The sequence below is a fragment of the Brevundimonas bullata genome, from assembly GCF_014207965.1.
Taxonomy (GTDB): Bacteria; Pseudomonadota; Alphaproteobacteria; order Caulobacterales; family Caulobacteraceae; genus Brevundimonas; species Brevundimonas bullata_A.
On sequence record NZ_JACHLM010000002.1, the window covers coordinates 611,783 to 632,878 of the forward strand.

The 21,096-nt window shown below is 68.2% G+C and carries 17 protein-coding genes; 4 read left to right on the plus strand and 13 right to left on the minus strand.

The genetic code is table 11. The features are described 5' to 3' along the window. Positions 1 to 26: 26 nt before the first annotated feature. From HNP51_RS07590 to HNP51_RS07600, 3 genes are read right to left on the minus strand one after another with little or no spacing between them, the layout of a single operon-like run. Positions 27 to 1,490, minus strand: coding sequence for a deoxyribodipyrimidine photo-lyase (locus tag HNP51_RS07590; RefSeq protein WP_184268680.1), 1,464 nt, complete (start codon positions 1,488 to 1,490; stop codon positions 27 to 29). After that, on the minus strand, positions 1,480 to 2,283 hold the full coding sequence (locus HNP51_RS07595; protein WP_184268682.1) for a DUF1365 family protein: 804 nt from the start codon (positions 2,281 to 2,283) through the stop codon (positions 1,480 to 1,482). Before HNP51_RS07595 ends, HNP51_RS07590 begins: the two co-directional genes overlap by 11 nt. After that, complete coding sequence (locus HNP51_RS07600; RefSeq protein ID WP_184268684.1) at positions 2,280 to 3,605, minus strand: NAD(P)/FAD-dependent oxidoreductase; 1,326 nt, start codon at positions 3,603 to 3,605, stop codon at positions 2,280 to 2,282. The genes HNP51_RS07595 and HNP51_RS07600 overlap by 4 nt, the downstream gene beginning before the upstream one ends. Before the next feature lie 124 nt (positions 3,606 to 3,729). Here HNP51_RS07600 and HNP51_RS07605 point away from each other — a divergent pair, with 124 nt between their 5' ends. Both HNP51_RS07605 and HNP51_RS07610 read left to right on the plus strand, forming a co-directional pair. Next, positions 3,730 to 4,308, plus strand: a complete 579-nt coding sequence (locus HNP51_RS07605) for a sigma-70 family RNA polymerase sigma factor (RefSeq protein ID WP_260398379.1) — start codon at positions 3,730 to 3,732, stop codon at positions 4,306 to 4,308. Further along, a complete protein-coding gene (locus tag HNP51_RS07610) occupies positions 4,305 to 4,958 on the plus strand; it encodes a ChrR family anti-sigma-E factor (RefSeq protein WP_184268689.1) in 654 nt (217 codons plus the stop codon). Before HNP51_RS07605 ends, HNP51_RS07610 begins: the two co-directional genes overlap by 4 nt. A gap of 111 nt (positions 4,959 to 5,069) precedes the next feature. Here HNP51_RS07610 and HNP51_RS07615 read toward each other — a convergent pair whose 3' ends face one another. Continuing rightward, a complete protein-coding gene (locus HNP51_RS07615) occupies positions 5,070 to 5,825 on the minus strand; it encodes a FadR/GntR family transcriptional regulator (RefSeq protein ID WP_184268691.1) in 756 nt (251 codons plus the stop codon). Between the two features lie 115 nt (positions 5,826 to 5,940). Here HNP51_RS07615 and HNP51_RS07620 point away from each other — a divergent pair, with 115 nt between their 5' ends. Continuing rightward, a complete protein-coding gene (locus tag HNP51_RS07620) occupies positions 5,941 to 7,737 on the plus strand; it encodes an IlvD/Edd family dehydratase (RefSeq protein ID WP_184268693.1) in 1,797 nt (598 codons plus the stop codon). Between the two features lie 7 nt (positions 7,738 to 7,744). Here HNP51_RS07620 and HNP51_RS07625 read toward each other — a convergent pair whose 3' ends face one another. The 9 genes from HNP51_RS07625 to HNP51_RS07665 all read right to left on the minus strand — a co-directional run bounded on the left by HNP51_RS07625 (position 7,745) and on the right by HNP51_RS07665 (position 19,333). Then, the gene (locus tag HNP51_RS07625) at positions 7,745 to 8,596 is read right to left on the minus strand and encodes a rhamnogalacturonan acetylesterase (RefSeq protein WP_184268695.1); all 852 of its coding nucleotides are present in this window, start codon (positions 8,594 to 8,596) and stop codon (positions 7,745 to 7,747) included. A gap of 1 nt (position 8,597) precedes the next feature. Beyond that, entirely contained in the window at positions 8,598 to 9,455 is an 858-nt protein-coding gene (locus HNP51_RS07630; protein ID WP_311769913.1) for an aldose 1-epimerase, read from the minus strand. Continuing rightward, positions 9,452 to 10,306: an SMP-30/gluconolactonase/LRE family protein gene (locus HNP51_RS07635; protein ID WP_184268697.1), complete on the minus strand. Its 855-nt coding sequence runs from the start codon at positions 10,304 to 10,306 to the stop codon at positions 9,452 to 9,454. Before HNP51_RS07635 ends, HNP51_RS07630 begins: the two co-directional genes overlap by 4 nt. Positions 10,307 to 10,311: 5 nt before the next feature. Next, positions 10,312 to 11,754, minus strand: coding sequence for an aldehyde dehydrogenase family protein (locus HNP51_RS07640; RefSeq protein WP_184268699.1), 1,443 nt, complete (start codon positions 11,752 to 11,754; stop codon positions 10,312 to 10,314). Positions 11,755 to 11,841: 87 nt separating this feature from the next. Then, entirely contained in the window at positions 11,842 to 13,272 is a 1,431-nt protein-coding gene (locus HNP51_RS07645) for a sugar porter family MFS transporter (protein WP_184268701.1), read from the minus strand. A gap of 73 nt (positions 13,273 to 13,345) precedes the next feature. Further along, positions 13,346 to 14,104, minus strand: coding sequence for an SDR family NAD(P)-dependent oxidoreductase (locus tag HNP51_RS07650; protein WP_184268703.1), 759 nt, complete (start codon positions 14,102 to 14,104; stop codon positions 13,346 to 13,348). Further along, positions 14,101 to 15,240 (minus strand): fumarylacetoacetate hydrolase family protein, encoded by a 1,140-nt coding sequence (locus HNP51_RS07655; RefSeq protein WP_409360103.1) that lies wholly within the window; start codon positions 15,238 to 15,240, stop codon positions 14,101 to 14,103. Before HNP51_RS07655 ends, HNP51_RS07650 begins: the two co-directional genes overlap by 4 nt. Positions 15,241 to 15,309: 69 nt before the next feature. Continuing rightward, on the minus strand, positions 15,310 to 16,314 hold the full coding sequence (locus tag HNP51_RS07660; protein ID WP_184268707.1) for a LacI family DNA-binding transcriptional regulator: 1,005 nt from the start codon (positions 16,312 to 16,314) through the stop codon (positions 15,310 to 15,312). A 31-nt stretch (positions 16,315 to 16,345) separates the two neighbouring features. Beyond that, a complete protein-coding gene (locus HNP51_RS07665) occupies positions 16,346 to 19,333 on the minus strand; it encodes a DUF6298 domain-containing protein (RefSeq protein WP_184268709.1) in 2,988 nt (995 codons plus the stop codon). Between the two features lie 122 nt (positions 19,334 to 19,455). Here HNP51_RS07665 and HNP51_RS07670 point away from each other — a divergent pair, with 122 nt between their 5' ends. Further along, positions 19,456 to 21,048, plus strand: a complete 1,593-nt coding sequence (locus tag HNP51_RS07670; RefSeq protein ID WP_184268711.1) for a pectate lyase — start codon at positions 19,456 to 19,458, stop codon at positions 21,046 to 21,048. Positions 21,049 to 21,096: the final 48 nt, after the last annotated feature.

A 21,096-nucleotide genomic window follows, 5' to 3' on the forward strand; every position in this document is an offset into this window, starting at 1 on the left:
GCAGAGGTCTCTGTTCGGGAAAAGGTTCATTGCGGGTCTTCATCCTGCGAGCGGCCGGCCAGGGTTTTCAAGGCGTCCAGCGCCCGCTGCCGCGCCTCGGCGTGATCGACAATGGGTCGGGGGTAGGTCTTGCCCAATCGAACGCCGGCCTCGGCCAGGACGGCGGCCGGCGCGGTCCAGGGGGCGTGAATCCAACGGTCCGAGAGCGCCCGAAGCTCGGGAACCCAGCGCCGGACATAGCGGCCGTCGGCGTCGAACTTCTGCCCCTGGATGACGGGATTGAAGATGCGGAAATAGGGCGCGGCGTCGGCCCCGGAACCCGCAACCCACTGCCAATTCTGCACATTGCTGGCCAGATCCGCATCCACCAGCGTGTCCCAGAACCAGGCCTCGCCCTCGCGCCAGTCGATCAACAGGTGCTTGACCAGGAAGGAGGCGACCACCATCCGCACGCGGTTGTGCATCCAGCCGGTCGCCCACAGCTCGCGCATGCCGGCGTCCACCAGGGGATAGCCCGTCCGCCCCTGCTTCCAGGCCGCCAGCGCGACGGGATCAGCGCGCCAGGGCATGGCGTCGAACTCGGGCCGGAAGGCGCGGTCGGTGATGTAGGGAAACTGGTGCAGCAGATGAGCCGAGAACTCGCGCCAGCCGATCTCGGCGACGAACTTGTCCGCCTGAGCGGGGGCGACGCGCCCTTGCGCCGCCGCCTGACGCGCAGCCTGCACCGCGCGCCGGGGGCCGATCTCGCCCCAGTGCAGATGCGACGACAGACGCGACGTCCCCTGTCGCCCCGGAACATCGCGACCGGCGGCGTAGTCTTTGAGGCCGTTTTCAAGGAAGGCGGCCAGGGCGGAGGCCGCGCCCGCCTCGCCCGGAGACCAGTCGAAGCCCCCGGACCAGTCAGGGGCGGTCGGATGCAGGCCCCAGTCGTCGATGTCGTCGCTGGCCGGGTCTGAAGGCGTGAACACGACTTGGGGCGCGGGTGCGGGGGGCCGGTCCGGCATCGCCTGCAACAGCGCCTTCATGAAGGGCGTGAACACCTTGTAGGGTTTTTCCGCGCCGGTCACGACGGAGCCCGGACGGGTCAGCAGGCTGGCGTTGAAGCCATGACACTCGACCCCATCGTGACGCAGGGCGTGGGCGATATCGACGTCGCACGTGAAGGCGTCAGGCTCGAACCGACGGTTCATGAAGACCTGATCGGCGCCCGTCTGATCAATCAGACGGCGCAGCTCAGCCTCGGAGTCGCCCCGGCGCAGAACGAGCCGCCCGCCGCGTGTGCGCAGGGCGGCGTCCAACGCCCGCAGCGACTTGTCCAGCCACCACGCGGACGCGGCGCCGAGCGCACGCCCCTCCCCCATCTCGTCCAGGATGAAAAGCGGCAACAGGGGCCGCCCGGTCGCTGCGGCGGCGTTCAGGGCGGGGTTGTCTTCCAGTCTGAGGTCGCGGCGGAACCACAGGATGACCGGACGCGCGCTGTCATCGACCAAGGCGGCTCTCCCGCGCGCGATGCTGGATCGTGAACGGCTCCGACGCCGGAAGCGGCTGGCGCGTCAGACGCACACCCTTGATCCACAGCTTCAGCGCCTCCCAATGGATTGCGGCCACGACCTTCAGGGTCATGAGGGGCAAGGCGACGGCGGCGGCCAGAAGGTCGCCATCGTCCAGCGGGCGACGCTCAGCGGACAGGGCCGCCGTGATCAACAGACCTTCGGCGTCGATGCCGTCGATGGTCAGATCCAGACGTTGACCCGGCGTATGGCCGCGGAACGCATAGTCCATTTCCATCCCCATGAAGGGCGAAACATAGAGCGCCTTGGCCGCGCCCTGGCGGATCAGACCCGCCGCCTGATCCTCGGTCGGCACGGGGATGACATAGGCGTGGCGCACGCCGAAGGTGCTGGTCACCTCATAGACCATGGCGACCAGCCGGCCGTCGGCCTGATGGCAGTAATAGAGGCTGATCGGATTGAAGACGTAGCCCAGGACCCTCGGCATGGTCAGCAGACGGATCGGCCCGTCACCGATATCGATGTCGGCGCGCGCCAGCAGGGCCTCTAACTGCGATCGCAAGGCCAGGCACGAGCCGTCGCCATGATCCCGGTCGTGAAAGGACAGAAGGTTGAAACGATTGCGCGAGAACAGACGCAGCCGACGATCCAGCCCGTCGATCTCGTCCAGATCCAGCAGCAGCCAGAAGACCCGATAGTTCAAGCGATGCGCCTTGGGCCGCACCCGTCGGTGCATGACCTGGCCGCGATAGAGGGCCGAGGCCTGAGTCACGCAGCCTTCTCCATGGCGTCGGCGGTAGGGGCGGACAGATGGATGCGGCCGCTCTCGTTCTCCACCGTCCAGGGACGGCGCACCCCGCCCAGTTGCTCGGCTACGGCGAGGCCGGATTGCAGGCCGTCCTCGTGGAAGCCTGCGCCGAAATGGGCGCCGCAGAACCAGACCCCGCCCTGCCCTTGCAGGCTCCACAACTGCTTCTGCGCCTGAATGGCGGCGGGGTTGAAGATGGGGTGCTCGTACAGTTCGCTGCGCAGGATGGTGTCGGGCTTTGGCGGACGCGGCGGATTCAGGGTGACGAACAGGTCCTGGCCCGGCAGGCCCTGAAGCTTGTTCATCCAGTAGGTGACGCACAGGCCGTCATCGGCGCCGATGTAGTTCCAGCTGGCCCAGGCGCGACGGCGTTGCGGCATCAGGCCGGCGTCGGTGTGCAGAACGGTAAGGTTGCGGCTGTAATGGAAGGCGCCCAGAACCTCCTTCTCTCGCGCGGTCGGCTCGTCCAGCATGGCCAGGGCCTGATCGGCATGGGCGCCGATCACGGCATGGTCGAAGCGCTCGACGCCGCCCTGGCTGTCGTGGACCACGACGCCCTGATCGGTGCGCCGCACGGCCGTTACGCCGTGGTTCAGCCGCACGTCGTCGATCTGCCGCGCCAGATGCTCGACATAGACCCGGCTACCGCCCTCGACGGTGCGCCACAGAGGGCGTCCGACCAGTTTCAACAGGCCGTGGTTGCCGCAGAAGCGGATGAAGGCCTCGGCGGGATAGTCCATCAGCGTATGAGTCGGCGAGGACCAGATCGCCGCCGCCATCGGCAACAGGTGGTCGTCGCGGAAGGCCTCGCTGAAGCCCTCGCGCTTCAGATAGTCGCCCAGCGTCAGGTTGGGGTCCGTCAACCCGCCCAGATCGATCGGCGCGGTGCGATAGAAGCGCATGATCTCACTCAGCATCGACCAGAAACGCGGACGAAGGAGGTTGCGGCGCTGGGCGAAGAGGCCGGGCGCGGCGTACTCGAACCGACCGTCGTCCAGCGACACGGCGAAGGACATGTCGGTTGCGCGCGTCTGGACCCCCAGATGCCCGAACAGGGCGATCAGATTGGGATAGGTGGCGTCATTAAAGCAGATGAAGCCCGTATCCACCGCGACATCGCCGGTCGCCGCCCCCGCCGTCACCGTATTGGAGTGACCGCCCAGACGCTCGGCCTTCTCATAGATCGTCACCCGATGGCGCTGCGAAAGCAGCCAGGCCGATGACAGGGCGGCGACGCCCGAGCCGATGACGGCGATTTTCAGACTATCGGGGGAGGAATGAGGCATGAAACTATTACGAACCTGGACCGGTATCGGATTGCGAATGATCCAGACATTTCCGCGAAGCGTACTAGGGTTCATGCATGCTGAGGCTTCAACTTCCATATACCCTGAACGGCGGTCGGCCTGCATGAGCCCTGACGCGCTTTCGCCCGACCCGTTCGCGCACGATCGTCTCATAGAGGCTGTGGCGCTGCGTCGCGACCGCGAGGCCTTCGCTCAGTTGTTCAGCTATTTCGCGCCCCGGCTGAAGGCCTGGCTGATCAAGTCGGGCGCGACGCCCGGCGCGGCCGAGGACTTCGCCCAGGACGCCATGCTAACGGTCTGGCGCAAAGCCGACCTTTTCGACGCGCGCAAGGCGAGAGCCGCCACATGGATTTTCACCATCGCTCGCAATCGTCGTCTCGACATGCTGCGTCGCGACGCCCGGCCGTTGCCCGTCCCAGAGATCGAACTGGCGGAACAGACTGTCGAGCGGCCCGACGACATTGTGGCCTTGTCCCAGGACGCCGCACGGGTTCGCGACGCCCTGTCACAACTCAAGCCGGATCAGGTCGAGGTGCTGCGCCTCGCCTTCTTCATGGACAGCCCCCATTCCGAAATCGCCCGTCAGCTCGACCTGCCGCTGGGCACCGTCAAATCCCGCATCCGTAACGCTATGATCAAACTGCGCCTGATCCTCGAACCCTCTGAAGAGGCCGTGCGATGAACGCGCGTCTCCATTCCTCCGGGGGCAATCCCTCCGAAGAACGCCTGCTCGCCTATGCCGCTGGCAATCTCAGCCCGCCCGAAGCTGTGGTTGTCGCCGCCCATCTGGCTCTGCGCCCCGTCAACGACGCTTGGGTGCGCCAGTTGCAGACTGTGGGCGGCGAGTTCCTCGACGAAGCCGCGCCCGCCCCGATGGCGGAGGACGCCCTGACGCGGGCGATGGCGCGGATCGAGACCGATGCCGGCGAGGTGAAGCCCCAGCCGCCGCTGAACGACATGCCCGAGCTGCCGGAACCGCTGCGGCGCTACGCGCTCGGTCCGTGGCGCTGGATCGGACCAGGGATGCGGGTGCGCGACGTCCACGCGCCACGCGACGGCGACTGCCGGGTCATCCTGCTGGAAATCGGCCCCGGGCGTGAGACGCCGCGCCACACCCACGGCGGGGTCGAGCTGACCTGCGTGCTGTCGGGCGCCTACGCCACCGAGACCGAGCGGTTCGACGTGGGCGATCTGGAAGAGGCCGATCCCGATGTGCTGCACCAGCCGCGCGTGGTGTCGGATGAAGCCTGCCTCTGCGTCGTCGCCCTGGATGGCCAGATCGAGCTCGACGGATGGCTGGGCCGGCTAATGCAGCCCTTCGTGAAGCTCTGATCTAACTGCTGCCGCTGTAGGGCGCGGCGTTCTTCTTGACCGTGGTCATGGCTGGGCTTGGGTGCGGCTGGGGTCAGCGTGGCGCTGTTTCCAATAGATGGCGCAAGACCTTCAGCTAACGGGCGACTGCTCCGCCTCGACCCGCTGGTAGCCCGCCTCGATGACCGCGAGCATGGCTTGGGCGGCGCCCGCTTCGTCGCCGGCGGCGATCCGGTCGACGATATTGGCGTGAGCTTCGACCGTCTCCTGGTGCAGGTCCGGGGCCTTGGTCGGAGGGCTGAGTGTGAAAGCCTCCAGCAGGGCCGTCTCTATGACGCCCGCCACCGATCGGATCATCGGGTTCTGCGAGGCTGCGCCAATGGCCAGATGCAGGGCCAGATCGGCGCGTGCGAAATCATGAGCCGAAGCGCTTTCGCGTCGCATCCACGCCAGGGCTTCATGCATCGCCGCCAAGTCCGCCGCCGTGCGGTGACGGGCAGCCAGCGCGGCGGCTGTGGGCTCCAGACTGCGCCTCACCTCGGCCAGATGCTGGCGGAACTGGGCGTCCATGCCAATCGCAACGCGCCAGGCTAGGACCTCCTTGTCGAAGAAGTTCCAGTGAACCCTGTCGCTCACCCGCGTGCCCACGCGGGTTTTAACGTTCAGAAATCCCTTGGCAGACAGAGTCTTGAGCGCCTCTCTTAGAGCTGTGCGCGACACGCCGAACCGCTCCAGCAGGTCGGCTTCCAGCGGCAGCTTGTCGCCCGGCGCCAGAGCGCCCGTGAGGATCTCCTGCGCCAAGGCGCGCACAATCTGATCGTGGGCCGAGATGACATGACCGCTGGTCCGGGACAGGGCCGATGGGGGATTGTGAGAAGACATGTCCATAGCTTGAACCTCTAGCGGGCCGGTCGCGTCGGCGCAAAGGCGCTGGCCAATCATTAGTATTATGATATTCAAAATATGTCGCCACCATCGGCGGCGCTTATCTTGCCGCACGCTCATGACCCAGACATCGCCCAAGCCGCTCCGCAGCCGGGCCTGGTTCGACAATCCATCGAACCCCGACATGACCGCCCTCTATCTGGAGCGGTACTTGAACTACGGCCTGACTCTGGAGGAATTGCGCTCGGGCAAGCCGATCATCGGCATCGCCCAGACGGGATCTGACCTGAGCCCCTGCAACCGCCATCACATCGAACTGGCCAAGCGGGTGCGCGAGGGCATCCGCGAGGCGGGCGGCATCGCTCTGGAATTTCCGGTCCATCCGATCCAGGAAACCGGCAAGCGCCCGACCGCCGGACTGGACCGCAACCTGGCCTACATGGGTCTGGTCGAACTTCTCTATGGCTATCCGATCGATGGCGTGGTCCTGACTATCGGCTGCGACAAGACCACGCCCGCCTGCCTGATGGCGGCGGCGACCGTCGACATTCCCGCCATCGCCCTGTCGGTCGGCCCCATGCTGAACGGCTGGCACCGGGGCGAGCGCGTCGGTTCCGGCACCATCATCTGGAAGGCCCGCGAGATGATGGCGGCCGGCGAGATCGGCTATGAGGAATTCATCGATCTGGTGGCGACCTCGGCGCCCTCGGTCGGCTACTGCAACACCATGGGCACGGCGACGACGATGAACTCGCTGGCCGAGGCCCTGGGCATGTCCCTGCCCGGCTCGGCCGCCATCCCCGCCCCCTATCGCGAACGGCCCCAGGTCGCCTACCTGACCGGCAAGCGCATCGTCGACATGGTCCACGAAGACCTGAAGCCATCGGACATCCTGACCCGCCAGGCGTTCGAGAACGCCATCGTCGTCAACTCGGCCATCGGCGGCTCGACCAACGCCCCGATCCACCTGACGGCCCTGGCGCGCCATGCGGGCGTCGATCTGCCGCTCCAGACCTGGGAAGAGGTCGGTCACAAGACGCCGCTTCTGGTGAACCTGCAGCCCGCCGGCAAGTATCTGGGCGAAGACTTCCATCAGGCCGGCGGCGTGCCCGCCGTGGTCGCGGAACTGATGCGGCGCGGCCAGATCCACGAGGACGCCCTGACGGTCAACGGCCGCACCATCGGCGACAACTGCCGGGAGGCCAAAGTCGTGCTGCCCGACGTCATCCGCGACTTCGACACGGCCCTGGTAAAGGACGCGGGCTTCCTGGTCCTGTCAGGCAATGTCTTCGACAGCGCCATCATGAAGACCAGCGTCATCAGCCCCGAGTTCCGCGACCGCTACCTGTCCGATCCGACCAGCCCCGACGCCTTCACCGGCTGCGTCGTCGTCTTCGACGGACCTGAGGACTATCACCGCCGCATCGACGATCCGGCGGAAGGCATCACCCCCGACAGCATCCTGGTGATGCGCGGCGCGGGTCCCGTCGGCCACCCCGGGGCGGCCGAGGTCGTCAACATGCGGCCGCCCGCCTATCTGATCAAGCAGGGGGTTCATGCCCTGCCCTGCATCGGCGATGGGCGCCAGTCCGGCACCTCGGGCTCGCCCTCGATCCTGAACGCTTCACCCGAAGCGGCGACGGGCGGCGCCATCGCCCTGTTGAAGACCGGCGACCGGATGCGCATCGACCTGAACACCCGCCGTGTGGACGTCCTGATCGACGCGGCTGAAATGGCCGAGCGCCGCGCCGTCTTCGAGGCGGCGGGCGGCTATCAGTATCCGGCGTCTCAGACGCCCTGGCAGGAGTTCCAGCGCTCCATGATCGGCGAGCTGGAAACGGGCGCCGTGCTGGAGCCCGCCGTCAAATATCACCGCATCGTGGACACCCTGGGCCTGCCCCGCGACAACCACTGAGCCGCTTTTAGGGGATCAGGAGCCGCCGCATGGCGGGCGCGACCTCGATCAGGTCGCGCGTGACCAGGGCCGAGAAGAAGTCCGCCCCTTCTCGCCCGAGGTGGGTGTAGTCGAACGCCACCCGGGCCTGTCCCAAAGGCTCGACGGCGGCGTTGTTCGGGGCGACAGCGGGAGCGCCGGGCGCAGCCGGGACCCCGGTGTTCGCGGCGATGGTCGTGCCGGTCAGCAGGGCGGCGGCGACCTCGGGCGACGGCGCCGCCTGGGCGAAGCGCGCCGACAGGACCGGGCCCAGGGCCTGCACCGTCTCAGCGCTGGCGCGGTTCAGATCGACCAGGGGCGTGTTGGTCTCGCGCGCCACGCCCCGCACCGCCTCGGCCCAGGGCTCCAGATCGTTTTGCAAACGACCGTCGATAAACTGGCGTCGGGTCAAGGGCGTCAGCAGGATCGGCGTGGCCCCGCGCGCCCGCGTCTCGGTCACATAGCGTTTCAGATTGGCGGGAAACCCGGTCGCCAGATCGGTGGAGCGTCCCGGCTTGCCCGGCTGGTCGTTGTGACCGAACTGGATCAACACATAGGTTTCGCTGAAACCCGGCGTCGCCATCTCGGCCAGGGCCAGATTCCACGAGCCCTCGGCGATATAGCTGCCGGAACTGCGCCCGCCGCGGGCCAGGTTCACGCAGGCCGCGAACGAGGTCACGTGATAGGCGCAGAAGCTCGGCCCCCAGCCGCCGATCACCGCCGTGGTGGAGTCTCCGACCAGAACGATCTTGGATGCGCGGATCGGCTGGACAGCAGCCGCTTCAACCGTCGTCGTCTGGGCTGCGGCCAATGTCAGGGCGGCGGTCAGGGCGGCGAGCATCTCAAATCTCCGAGGCGGTGATACGGGCGGTCATCGACAGCGACTCTCCGGGCTTGAGCACCCTCAGACCGCTATCTTCGGTCGCGGGTGCGTTGTGAGCGTCCGGCCTGTGAGTCACGGGCTCAACGCAGACGAAGGCTTCGGCTCGCGGCGCATAGATCTGGACCCATCGCGCGTTCGGCGAGGCGGTCAGATCGACCCGCCAGCCGTCGTGCAGCAGCGCCGCACGCGCGGCCCAGTCGGCATAGGCGTGATCGACGAGGGGCGCCTCAGCCACGGCCACACCTTCGCGCCAGTCGATCAATTCGCCAGCCGCCGCCAGCCGCTCCGGGATTTCACGCGCATCGGTCAGCCAGACCCGGGGCGCCGACAGCTGCAGCCGCGTCGCCGCCTCGACGGCGAAATAGGGATGCAGACCCAGTCCGGCGGGCATGGCGGCTGCATCCGTGTTGACGAGGCCCAGGCTCATCTCCAGCCCGTCCTCGCTCAGCGTCAGCCGATGCGTGGCCGTCCAGGCCCAGGGCCATTCCGGCGCGGCCTCTGCGGCCAAGGCCAGTTCGATCGTCCGGTCGTCGAGGCGGAGGACAGTCCAGCGCGAACGCCAACCGACGCCGTGCAAAGCGTGAGGCTCAAAGCCCGGCATGGCGGGAAGGCGCACCGCCCTTCCCTCAAACGCAAAGGCGCCGCCGTCGATGCGGTTGGCGTAGGGCGCCAGCGGAAAGCTGGACGCCGCCAGCGGACTATCCAGATCGTCCGGCGCCGGGCGCAGCACGTCGCGCCCGCGCCAGGTCAGGGACGTGATCGAGGCCCCGAGATCGGGCCGCAGACCGAGGGCCCAGTCGCCGCGTTCGATCCTCACAGGGCGATCCGATGTTGCGGCAGGCCCGGCGTCTCGACTCGCAGATGATAGAGGCCGCCCAGCGTCGGCTGAGCTGCGCGCCTGTCGGCGTTCCCCAGCCAGGCCGTAGTGCAATAAAGGTCGCGCCCGTCAGCGCCGCCGAAGGCCGCCTTGGTCACCGTCTGGACGGGGAAGCGGATCGTGCCGAGGCGCTGGCCGTCCGGCGCAAACCGCGCCACGCCCCAGCCGTTGAACAGGCAGACATGCAGCACCCCGTCCGCATCCATGCTCGGCCCGTCACAGTAACCGTCCTCGGTCGTCGCGAAGACCCTTCGGTTCGACAGCATGCCGTCCTGATGGTCGAAGGCCAGGACCGTCTTCTCCAGCGTGTCGTGATGATAGAGGGTTCGCCCGTCCGGGCTTAGACAAGGCCCGTTAGTGACGCCGTAACCGTCGTCGTGCCGCGTCAGCTCGCCCCTGAACCAGCGATAGAGGGCGCCGGTCTTGCCTTCCTCACTGTCGTCCATAGAGCCGAACCACAGCGAGCCGTCGGGCGCCACGAAACCATCATTGAGCCGGTTCTGCGGACGGTCCGTCTCGACGGGCTGGAACAGGGAGAAGTCGCCCATGTCCACGTCGAAGCGATAGAGACCGCCGCGGACGCCGCAGATCAGCGACCCGTCCTCGGCTGGAAGGGCGAAACCGATCTGCTCGGGCGCCTCCCACGACGCCTTGTCATTCGTCGAGGCGGTATAGCGATGCAGCCGCCGCCCCTTGATATCGACGAACCACAGGCAGGCGCGGTCCGCGTCCCACACCGGCCCCTCGCCCAGTTCAGCCTGAACGTCCCAGACGAGGGTCGGCGTGCTCATCCCGGTCAGCTCGCCGAGTAGCTGGTCTTGATCTGGGTGTAGAATTCGACGGCGGCGAAGCCCTGTTCGCGGGGGCCGTAGCTGGACTTCTTCGTGCCGCCGAAGGGCACGTGATAGTCCACCCCGGCGGTGGCCAGGTTGACCATGGTCATGCCGGCCTTGGCATTCCTCTGGAAGTCGCGGGCGTATTTGAGCGACTGGGTGACGATGCCCGCCGACAGGCCGAATTCAACGCCGTTGGCCACAGCCAGGGCCTCTTCGTAGCTGGCCACGCGAATGGTCGAGGCGACGGGGCCGAAGACTTCCTCGGTGTTGATGCGCGCGTCCGGCAGGGTGTCGGCGATCAGGGTCGGCTGGACGTACCAGCCCGGCTTGTCGAACTTTAGCCGCTCGCCGCCAGTAACGATCCGGCCGCCGCCGTCCTTGGCGATGTCGATGTAGTTGTACGACACATCACGCTGGGCCTCGGTCACCGCCGGCCCCATCTGGGTGTTGGGGTCGAGCGCGTCGCCGACGCGAAGCGCCGCGACCTTCTCGGCCAGCAGCGCCACGAAGCGGTCGTGGATGCCGTCCTGCACGATCAGGCGGCTGGACGCCGTGCAGCGCTGGCCGGTAGCGAAGAAGCTGCCGTCGAGTGCGATGTTCACCGCCCGCTCCAGATTGGCGTCGTCCAGGACGATCAGCGGGTTCTTGCCGCCCATCTCCAGCTGCACGCGGGCCTGACGCTTCATCGCGCCCTCGGCCACGCCCGCTCCCACGCCCTGCGAGCCGGTGAAGGAAATGCCGTCCACGCCCGGATGGGCGACGATGGCCCGGCCCACGTCGCCGTCGCCGATGACCAAGTTGACCACGCCCTTGGGCAGGCCCGCCTCATGCAGGATGGCGATCAGGGCCTCGGCTGTGGCTGGCGTCGGACCGGCGGGCTTGATGACGACCGTGTTGCCGAAGGCAATGGCGGGGGCGATCTTCCAGGCCGGAATGGCGATGGGGAAGTTCCATGGCGTGATCAGGCCGAAGACCCCGACCGGCTGGCGATAGGTCTGGATCTCCACCCCCGGACGGGTCGAGGCCAGGTTCTGACCGTGCACGCGCAAGGCCTCGCCGGCGAAATACTTCAGAACGCGCGCCGCGCGCATGGTCTCGCCTATGCCTTCGGGCAGGGTCTTGCCCTCCTCGCGCGACAGCAGGCGGCCGATCTGCGGCGCGCGCTCCATCAGCAGGGATCCGGCCCGGTCAAGCACGTCGAAGCGCACCTCCGGCGAGGCGTCGGCCCATCCCGGGAAGGCGGCCCGCGCCGCCTGCACCGCCTGATCGACCTCGGCGGCCCCGCCCTTGGGCGTGCGGGCCACGACGTCGCGCGTGTCGGACGGGTTCAGGCTCTCGCCCGACAGATCGCCGCCCACCTTCTCGCCGCCGATCCAGTGCGAAAGTTCAAGCGTGTCCGTCATGGGAAAGTCCTTTCAGAGAGGCTGCGGGGGCGACAAGAGAGCGCCGCCCCCGCCTTCGGGGAGATCAGATAGCAGAGCTTTCGGGCGTCAGCCCATGTCTTCCAGTTCGCGTCCGCGCGTCTCTTTCACCCAGGCCTGGACCAGGAAGAAGGAGATCAAGGCGCTGACGGAGTAGAAGCCGTAGGTCACCACCAGCCCGAGGCTGGCCGCCATCCACGGAAAGCTGACGGCGATGGCGAAGTTGGCGATCCACTGGGCGAAGCCGGCGACGGCCAGGGCCGAACCGCGCATCTGATTGGGGAACATCTCACCCAGCATGACCCACATGACCGGGCCCCAGCTGAGGTTGAAGAAGACCACATAGGCGTTGGCCGAAATCAGCGCGGTCAAGCCCGTCTGGTCGTCCAGATGCAGGGAGCCGTCGATCATGGTCGCCTTGGAGAAGCACCAGGCCAGGACGCCCAACGTGACGAACATCCCGACCGAGCCGATCAGCAGCAGGGGCTTGCGCCCGATCTTGTCGATGACCGCGACGGCGCCGAGGCAAGCCGCGATCGACAGGACGCCGGACAGGATGTTGATCTGCAGGGCATCGCTCTCGGAGAAGCCGACCGACTGCCACAGCACCGCGCCATAGTAGAAGACAATGTTGATGCCGACCAGTTGCTGGAACACCGCCAGGATCAGACCGGCCCAGACGATGGGGCGCACCTTGCGCGTCGCCGGGTCCAGAAGATCGGCGAAGCGGGGCTTGTGGTCGGCGGTCAGCGAGGCGCGAATTTCGGCGACCTTGCGCGCGCCTGCGTCGGGGCCGAACAGCTTGGACAGCACGGCTTCGGCCTGGGCGTCCTTCTTCTTGACCACCAGGAAGCGCGGGCTTTCAGGGATGGCCAACAGGGCCAGGAAGTAGATCGCGGCTGGCACGACCTGCAGCCAGAACATCCAGCGCCAGGCCGGATAGCCGAGCCAGAACTCGGCGGTCGATCCGCCCGCCGTCTTGGCCAAGGCATAGTTGGCGACGAAGGCCCCGGTCAGGCCGGTGATGATCATGATCTGCTGAACCGACGACAGCCGCCCCCTGATCGAGGCCGGGGTCACTTCGGAAATATAGGCCGGCGAAAGCACCGAGGCCGCGCCGACGCCGAGGCCGCCGATGAAGCGGGCGATGATGAAGTGAGCCGAACTGTCCGCCGCTCCGGCCCAGACGGCCGAGATGATGAACATGACGGCGGCGATCTGCATCACCGTGCGGCGGCCGACGGCGTCCGCCAGTCGTCCCGCCGCGAAGGCCCCGAAGGCGCAGCCTAGCAGGATAGCGCCGACGTTGAAGCCGGTCCCCAGCGCCGACAGGTTGAAGGCCGCCTCCAGCCCGTCCTGCGTGCCGTTGATGACGCCGGAGTCATAGCCGAACATGAAGCCGCCGATGGTGGCCACGGCCACGATCAGGGCGATGAAGGCCATGTTGACCCGGTCATTCCCCGCGATATCCGGGCCTGAAGCCCCTGTCGGTCCCGCCATTTTCGTCCCTCCCCAGGTCCGAGTGGTTGACCGCCCGTCGTTGATCGCGGGCGGCGATGAAATCAGATTTGCGTCAGCGCCAGCCCGCGTCCACGAAATACTCGTGCCCGGTGATGAAACGGGCGTCGTCGGAGGCCAGGAAGAGGGCCAGGGCCGCGACGTCACGCGGCTCGATCCGGCCCTTCAGGCACTGGGCGGCGACGATCTCGGCCTCGCCCTCCGGCGTGTACCACTTCATCTGACGTGGGGTTTTGACGTTGCCGGGCACGATGCAGGCGACCCGCACCCCGTCGGCCCCGAGCTCGCGCGCCAGCGCCCGCGTCATGCCCTCGATGCCGGCCTTGGCGGTTTCGTAAATCGACAGGTCGGGCAGACCCAGATGCCAGCTGATCGAGCCCAGGTTCAGGATCACCCCCCGTCCCTGCGCGCGCATGGCGGGAGCCACAGACTGGGCCGCGAAATAGAGGTGCCGCAGGTTCACCGCCACCCGCTCGTCCCAATAGGCGGGCGTGACATCGGCCAGGGCGTGGCGGTCGTCGCTGGCGGCGTTGTTGATCAGAACGTCGATCGCACCGTGACGCGCCGCCACGTCCGTTAGACAGGCCTGCATCGCCTCGACCCGCGTCAGGTCGCAGGCATGGAAGACCGGCGCCGGGTCCAGATGCGCCAGCAACGCCTCCAGCGCACGCGAGTCCGCCTCGGCCACATCGAAGAAGACCACCCGCGCGCCTTGTCGGGCGAAGGCCTCGACCAGGCCCGCGCCTATGCCCGAACCGCCGCCGGTGACGACGACCAGCCGCCCCTTTAGCGAAGGATAGACCGCGCCGCTCACGCCGCGCCGCCCAGCAGACCGCGCCCGGCCAGATTCCGCATGAGGCCGCCGACGCCCAGCGCCCAGGGCGGCGCCTGATCGCAGGTGGCGACGATGTTTTCGAGCACGCCCAGCCTGTCCGACGAGACCCGCACCCGGTCGCCGACCTTGTGCGTGAATCCCTTGCCTGCTTCGCCGCGATCCTCGACCGGGGCGAACATGGTGCCGAGATAGAGAGCGAAACCATCGGGGTATTGGTGGGCGCTCAGGGTCTGGGCCGCCAAATCCTCGGGATCGCGGCTGATCAGGCGCATCGAGCTTTCGCCGGTCATGACGAAGCCGTCCTCGCCCTCGACCTCCAGCCGCACCGTGGCCGCGCGAACGTCGTCCATGCTGAAGCCCTCATCGAACAGGCGGATGAAAGGGCCGACCGCCGCCGAGGCGTTGTTGTCCTTGGCCTTGCCCAGCAGCAAGGCCGAGCGCCCCTCGATGTCGCGCAGGTTGACGTCATTGCCCAGGCTGGCGCCGACCGGCCGCCCCGCCGGATCACAGACGATCACCACCTCGGGCTCGGGATTGTTCCACGCCGAGTCCGCGCGTACCCCGACCGCCGCGCCCGCGCCGACCGAGGCCAGGACCGGGGCCTTGGTGAAGATTTCGGCATAGGGGCCGATGGCGACCTCGAGATACTGCGACCACAGGCCATCGGCGATCAATTGCGCCTTGACGGCTTCAGCCTGAACCGAGCCCGGCTTCAGGTCCTTCAGCTCCCCGCCGATGCGCTCCAACAGGCCCTGACGAATGGCGTTGGCGGCGGCGGCGTCACCGCGCGCCCTCTCTTCGATCACGCGTTCCAGCGCCGAAACGGCGAAGGTCACACCCGAGGCCTTGATGCATTGCAGGTCCAACGGCGACAGCAGCGCCAGCCCCTCGTCGCCCCAGGACGTGGCGACCATCAGGTCCTCGACCGCGCCCAGATCGCGCCCCTCGGCGGCGGCGAGATCGGGTCGCGCCAGAGCCATCGCCGTCGTCGGAGCGAAGGCGGAAATGTCGAGTAATCGGCCGCGCCGCAGCAGCACGGGCGTCGGTCCCTCAGCGGTCTCGATCCGTCCCAGAAGGACAGCCGCGCGCCAATCACGCGGCAGAATGGCGGTCATGTCCAAGGCGCGTCTCCCACACGATCTGCCATCGTGTTAGCGCTAACATTCCCCACCCGGAAACCGGTGTCAACCTGGTGGCGCGGTGCTTTCGCGTTCAATCAGGCGATGTTCGACGAATTCTGTTTCGATCTCCTCCCGGCTCGCCAGACGCAGGACCGCGCGGCGCGCCATCTCGGCCACCGGCTGGCGGATGGTCGTCAGGGCGGGCCAGACGCTGGCGGCCAGGTAGGTGTCGTCGAACCCGGCCACCGAAACGTCGGCGGGCGTCTGAAAGCCCTCGGCGTGGACCGCCGCCAGGGCGCCGGCGGCCATGTCGTCGTTGCCGGCGAACAAGGCCGTGGGGCGCGGGCGCGCCGCCAGCAGCCGCCGCGCCGCCTCGAAGCCTGAGCGATAGGTGAAGTCGCCGTGATCGACCAGCAGTTCGACGCCCGACGCCGCGTCGACGGCGGCCTGCGCGCCCCGGCGGCGGTCGGCGCTGGCGCTCTGGTCGGCGCGGCCCTCGATCAGGCCGATGCGACGATGGCCCAAATCGATCAGCCGTTGCGTCATCTCGGCCGCGGCGCTGACGTCATCCACGCGCAGGGCGCCCGCCATGCCCTCGGCGGGCGGCGCGGCCAGCAGCACGGCCTTGAGCCCCGCCCCCCGGATAGCGTCCAGGGTCGCGACGGATTCGCCCAGCGGCGGCGGCACGATCAGGCCCTGCGCCCCGCCCGCCGCCAGCCGCCGCACGGCCTCGGCCTCCTGCGCCGGATCGCCCGCCTGCGAGGGCTCGATCATCAGCAACAGCCCCGCCGCCCGCGCCCCGGCCAGAGCGCCTGACAGGACCTCGGCCAGATAGGCGTTGCTGGGGTTGGCGTAGAGCAGACCGATCCGCCCCGCCCCGCCCCGCGCCAGAATCCGCGCCGCCGGATCGGGCGCATAGCCCGCCGCATCGATCACCGCCTGGACCCGTTCGCGCGTCGCCGCGCTGACCCGCACCCCGCCGTTGATGACGCGCGACACCGTCATGGCCGACACCCCCGCGCGGCGGGCAATGTCGTCAATCGTCGGGTTGCGGTCGTCTGCGGCCATGGCGCAGTGGTTGCGGCAAGCGCCGCCGCCGTCAAGACGCGGGCGCGATCCACAAGGCCAAAGGTCGTCCCGCCAAGGCCGGCGGCGGGGCCAGACGGGATCCCTCCGCCGGCACGTGCGCCTCACTCACGCCGTCTTCCACGATCCATTTGAGCGAGCGCCCGGCCGCAACGGGTCGCACCAGTTCAACGGCCGCACCGTCGAAGCTGTAGATCAGGGCCGCGCTGTCCGGGCCTGACAAGCCCCAGGCTGCATCGGTCGGCGCGATCAGATCCCCATCCGGCCTCAACCTCGCCCGCGCCTCAGCGCCGACCGTCGCCTCGACCGCCCGCCCCAGCCCCGGACAGGCGTCGTCGCTCAGGACCACCAGATCCGCCCGGCGGTCGCGATACTCTCGATAGGCGCGACAGCGCATGGCCGGGCTCGAGCGCCACAGGGCCCGCCGCACCTCGCCCGCGTCGGCTCTGTCCGCCAGATCCTGCGGCCGGGCGATGCCGTCCACCTGTTCACGCGGCGCCTTGTCCAGCCCGCCGCGCACCGCGAACAGCGTGCCGTCGGGGCGATAGACCCAATGGTGGAAGCCGACCGCATCCACGACCCGCGAACGCGCCGGATCATCCAGGATGGCGTCCATCTGATCCTTGGGGATTTCCAGCGCCACACGGACCTCGGCGCCGGTCTCGGCCTCCCAGTCGGCGATCTCGTCCAGCCAGAACCGCACGAAGGACAGGGGGCCAGTGTATTCGGGATCCAGACCGATCACGACATTGGACCGCCCCTTCAGCGTGTCCAGCGTATGGCGGATGTAGCGGCGATGCAGATCCCGGCGCACCGGATCGGACACGTCCCAGAAGACCTCCGCCGCCGGAACCTCGTTGGGCAGTTCCGTCGCTTGCAGGGCGTTGACCGGCCGCCAGGGGAAGTCGACGTAGTGGGACCGGCTCTCCAGCAGCCAGTGCTGCAGATAGAGCTTGTGATAGAGCACCACGCCCTGCTGCTCGGCCAGGTCGGCGAAGCGGGCGATGCGGTCGAAGAACCAGGGGTTAAAGCGTTCCAGATCAAACTTACTGAGGCCGTCCCAGGCCCGCCCTTGCCCGCTGCGCGCCCAGGGCAGTTCCATGAAGGGCCCCCAGACCTCGCCGTCGCGCTGATCCGGCGAGCCGTAGAAATCATGATCGACGCGGCGGCGGTCGTACCAGAGGCCATAGTTATGGTGAACCACGTCGCCCGTCTTCAGCCCGGCGGCGAAGGCGTCCAGATCATCGGTCAGGCCTCGTCCTTCCAGCCCCGGCGCGAAGCGGGTGATGAAAGGGCCGGACGCCTCGGCCAGGGCCGGGATCATCTGGCCCTGGAAGAAGGCGAAGCCGATGCGACGACGCCAGGCCGGCTGGCCGTCGATGACGAAGCGGCCGTCCACGACCGTCAATGGATGGCTGGCGACCGGCGCCGCCGTCGCCGCGCGCCAGGCCACGACCTCGGCCTCGGTCAGACGCGGGGCGTGAACCTCAACCGGATAGACTGCGGGTTCCAGCGCCTCCAGACCGGCTGCGCCCAGTCGCCGCTCCAACTGCATCCGATAGAGACTGGCCGGGTCCTGCGGCTGGGCGCGGTGAAAGTCGCGGCCGGGCATGACGCGGGCGTCTTCCAGCACCCCGTCGCCGACGCGCTCGCCGCGACAGCCGACGGCGACATTGGCCGCGCCCGGCGGACTGCGGACCTCGACGACCGTGGCCTCGCAGTTCCACAGGACAGAGTTGGCGGCCGACCAGCCGACGCCCTGCCCGTCTCGCCCTCGATGGGTCAGGGTCAGGCCCCCGCCGCGCACCTTGACCCCGTCGAACAGGGCGCCGGTGGCCCAGCTTTCCTGCGTGCCGCTGTCGCCGCGCGCATCGGTCGCTGTGCAGTCGAGGAAGACATTGGGCCCGGCGGCGGCGTGGCCGATGGAAAAGTCGTGAATGCCGTCAGCGCTGGCGCAGCGCTGGAACAGGGTCTGCTGGCCCGCCGTGTAGAAGGTGCGACGGCGCAGACCGCCGATCTCGGATATGGGGCGGCTGGCGGCCACGTCCTGCACCGTGACCCGGCGACTATCCGCCCCCAGATCGATGACCGAACCGACGAAGCCCTCGAAAGCGAGGTTCCGCAGCCAGACATCCTCAGCCCGATCCACAGCGATCCCGGTCCAGCTGTGGTCCTCGTCGGCGGGCCGCGCGGGGTCGTGACGCGAGATCAACGTCAGCATCTCGACCCCGACCTCGCGCAAACGTGGCGTCGAGGCGACGCGCCGCAACGTGGCGCCGTCGCCGACCGTCAGAGCCATGGTCAGGGGCGCGTCCAAGACCACGTTGCGCCCGTCCACGGCGAGGATGCGCCGATCCCAGATCACGTCGCGCGAGCCCGGCTTCCAGTTCAACCGGGTTTCAGGCCGCCAGCCGACAAAGGCGTCCATGCCGAGCGCGGCGATCCATTCGGCGGTGCTGGGACGGCGAATGGTCACCGCGTCGCCAACGCCCAGCCCCTCGGTCGTTTCCAGGGTCAGGCGCACGGCCCCGACCGGCGCCTCGCTCACGATGCGAAGCGCCGCGACAGGCGAAACCTCGGGCGCGAAAGAACGCGCGCCGATCGCGATCAGAGACCGCCTGTCCACGCCGGTGGCGACGACGACGGTCTTCCCCTCTCCCGCGCCGCGCAGGACCACCCCGCCCACCTTGAGTCGAATCTGCCCCTCGACTTGAAACTCGCCCGCCGCCAGCAGCACCGCGCCGCGTCGCCCCTCAGCGTCCGGCTTGGCCTTCCCCGCGCGATCCAGCGCGGCCATGATGCGATCGGTGTCGTCGCCCTCGCCCGGCTCGACCCGGATCACGACCGGCAGGACTGGCGGCGCCACGCCCCCGCCTCGATAACCCGCGTGAGAAAAATCGATGGTCGGCGTCAGCGCGACGAAGTTCGCCTGCGTCTGAGCCTGCGACGCCCCCGCCAGCGACGCTGCGACGATCAGCCCCGCGATCCAGAACCGGACCATGTTTTCCTCCCCCTAGGCACGACCTGAAAAGTATTATTATATTGATTGACGAGTCCAGCGGTCGCTCAGGCGACCCGCGCCGACATCAGAGCGGCAGGACCGGGGGAGGAGAATTTTCAGGGATGCTGACCCGACGCGCCTGTCTGGCCGCCGCCGCGGCGACGCCCTTGCTGACCGCCCCCCCCGTCGCTGTGGCGGCCGATGTGGAGGCAGCGCGTAGCGCCATGCGCCGCGCCACCCGCTTCATGACCGAGCAGGCGGCCACCAACGGCGGCTATGTCTGGTCCTACCTGCCTGACTTCTCGCGCCGCTGGGGCGAGATGGAGGCCTGGCCGAGCATGATCTGGACCCAGGCGCCGGGCACACCCGAGATGGGCCAGATCTTCCTCGACGCCTGGCGCGCCACCGGCGAGGCCCAGTATCTGGACGCCGCCGTCGTGGCGGGCGACGCCCTTATCCGGGGCCAGCACCCCAGCGGCGGCTGGAACTATGTCATCGACTTCGACGGCGAGGCCTCGCTGCGCCGCTGGTACGAAACCGTCGGCAAGAACGGCTGGCGGCTGGAGGAATTTCAGCACTACTACGGCAACGCCACGTTCGACGATCACGCCACGGTCGAGTGCGGGCGCTTCCTGCTTCGGCTGGCCCTGGCGACCCACCTGCCAAGGGTCCGCGCCGCCGTGGACCGGACCATCGCCTTTGTTCTGGACAGCCAGTTGCCCAGCGGCGGCTGGCCCCAGCGTTGGCCGCGCGCGGACGAGTTCCACAATCACGGTCGCCCCGATTATTCCGGCCTGATCACTCTCAACGACGAGGTGATGGACGAGAACATCGACTTCCTGCTGCTGGTCCTGCAGCAGTGGGGCCGGGCGGACGTGGAGCCGGCGATCCGTCGCGCCATGGCCTGCTATCGCGGCCTTCAGCAGCCGGCGCCGACGCCCGGCTGGGCGCTGCAATACACCCCTGACTTCAAGCCCGCCTGGGGCCGGACCTATGAACCCGCCGCCGTCTCGCCCCACGTCACCGCCGTGGCGATCGAGCGGATGCTGGACTTCTATCGCCTGACCGGCGACCGCGGTTTCCTGACCCGGCTGGACGAGGCCCTGGACTGGCTGGCGCAGGTCGAGGCCCCGGCCGCCGCCCATCACGAGGGCCGCAACTATTTCCGCTATGTCGAGCCGGAGACCAACCGCTTCATCGCCGTGCATCGGCGCGGCTCCAACGCTCAGAACGGCGAATACTACGTTGACTACGACATCACCGGTCAGCGCGGCGAGAAGCATATAGACCTGCCCCGCCTGCGCCGTCGCGTCGAACAGGTCGCCGCTCTGACGCCGGAGGACGCCGTGCGCCAGTCCGCCCTGCTGGGGCGCGGCCCCAGCCTGCTGCCCGACTACGTCATCACCCGTCCGCAAGGCGGGTCCGACCTCAACGTTGCGGCCTCGCGGCCAGGAATGACACCGGTTACATTGCTGATCGAAGAGCTGAACGCGGAGGGGTATTGGCCGGTGGAATTGCGAACGACCAGTCATGCCTATCGCGGCGACGGCCCCGTCGCACCGCCGCCCGGCTTCGTTGATCGCGGCCAGGTCGGGGATGAATGGGACACGTCGCCCTTCACCGAGGACAGCGGACCGATGGGGATCTCGACCGGGGCCTATATCAACAACATGGCCTGGCTGATCGCCTGGGTCCGCCAGGCGAAATCGCCGTGAGCATCACGCCCTTGATCCCGCTCCAGTTTGCGTAACGCATAATCAAAG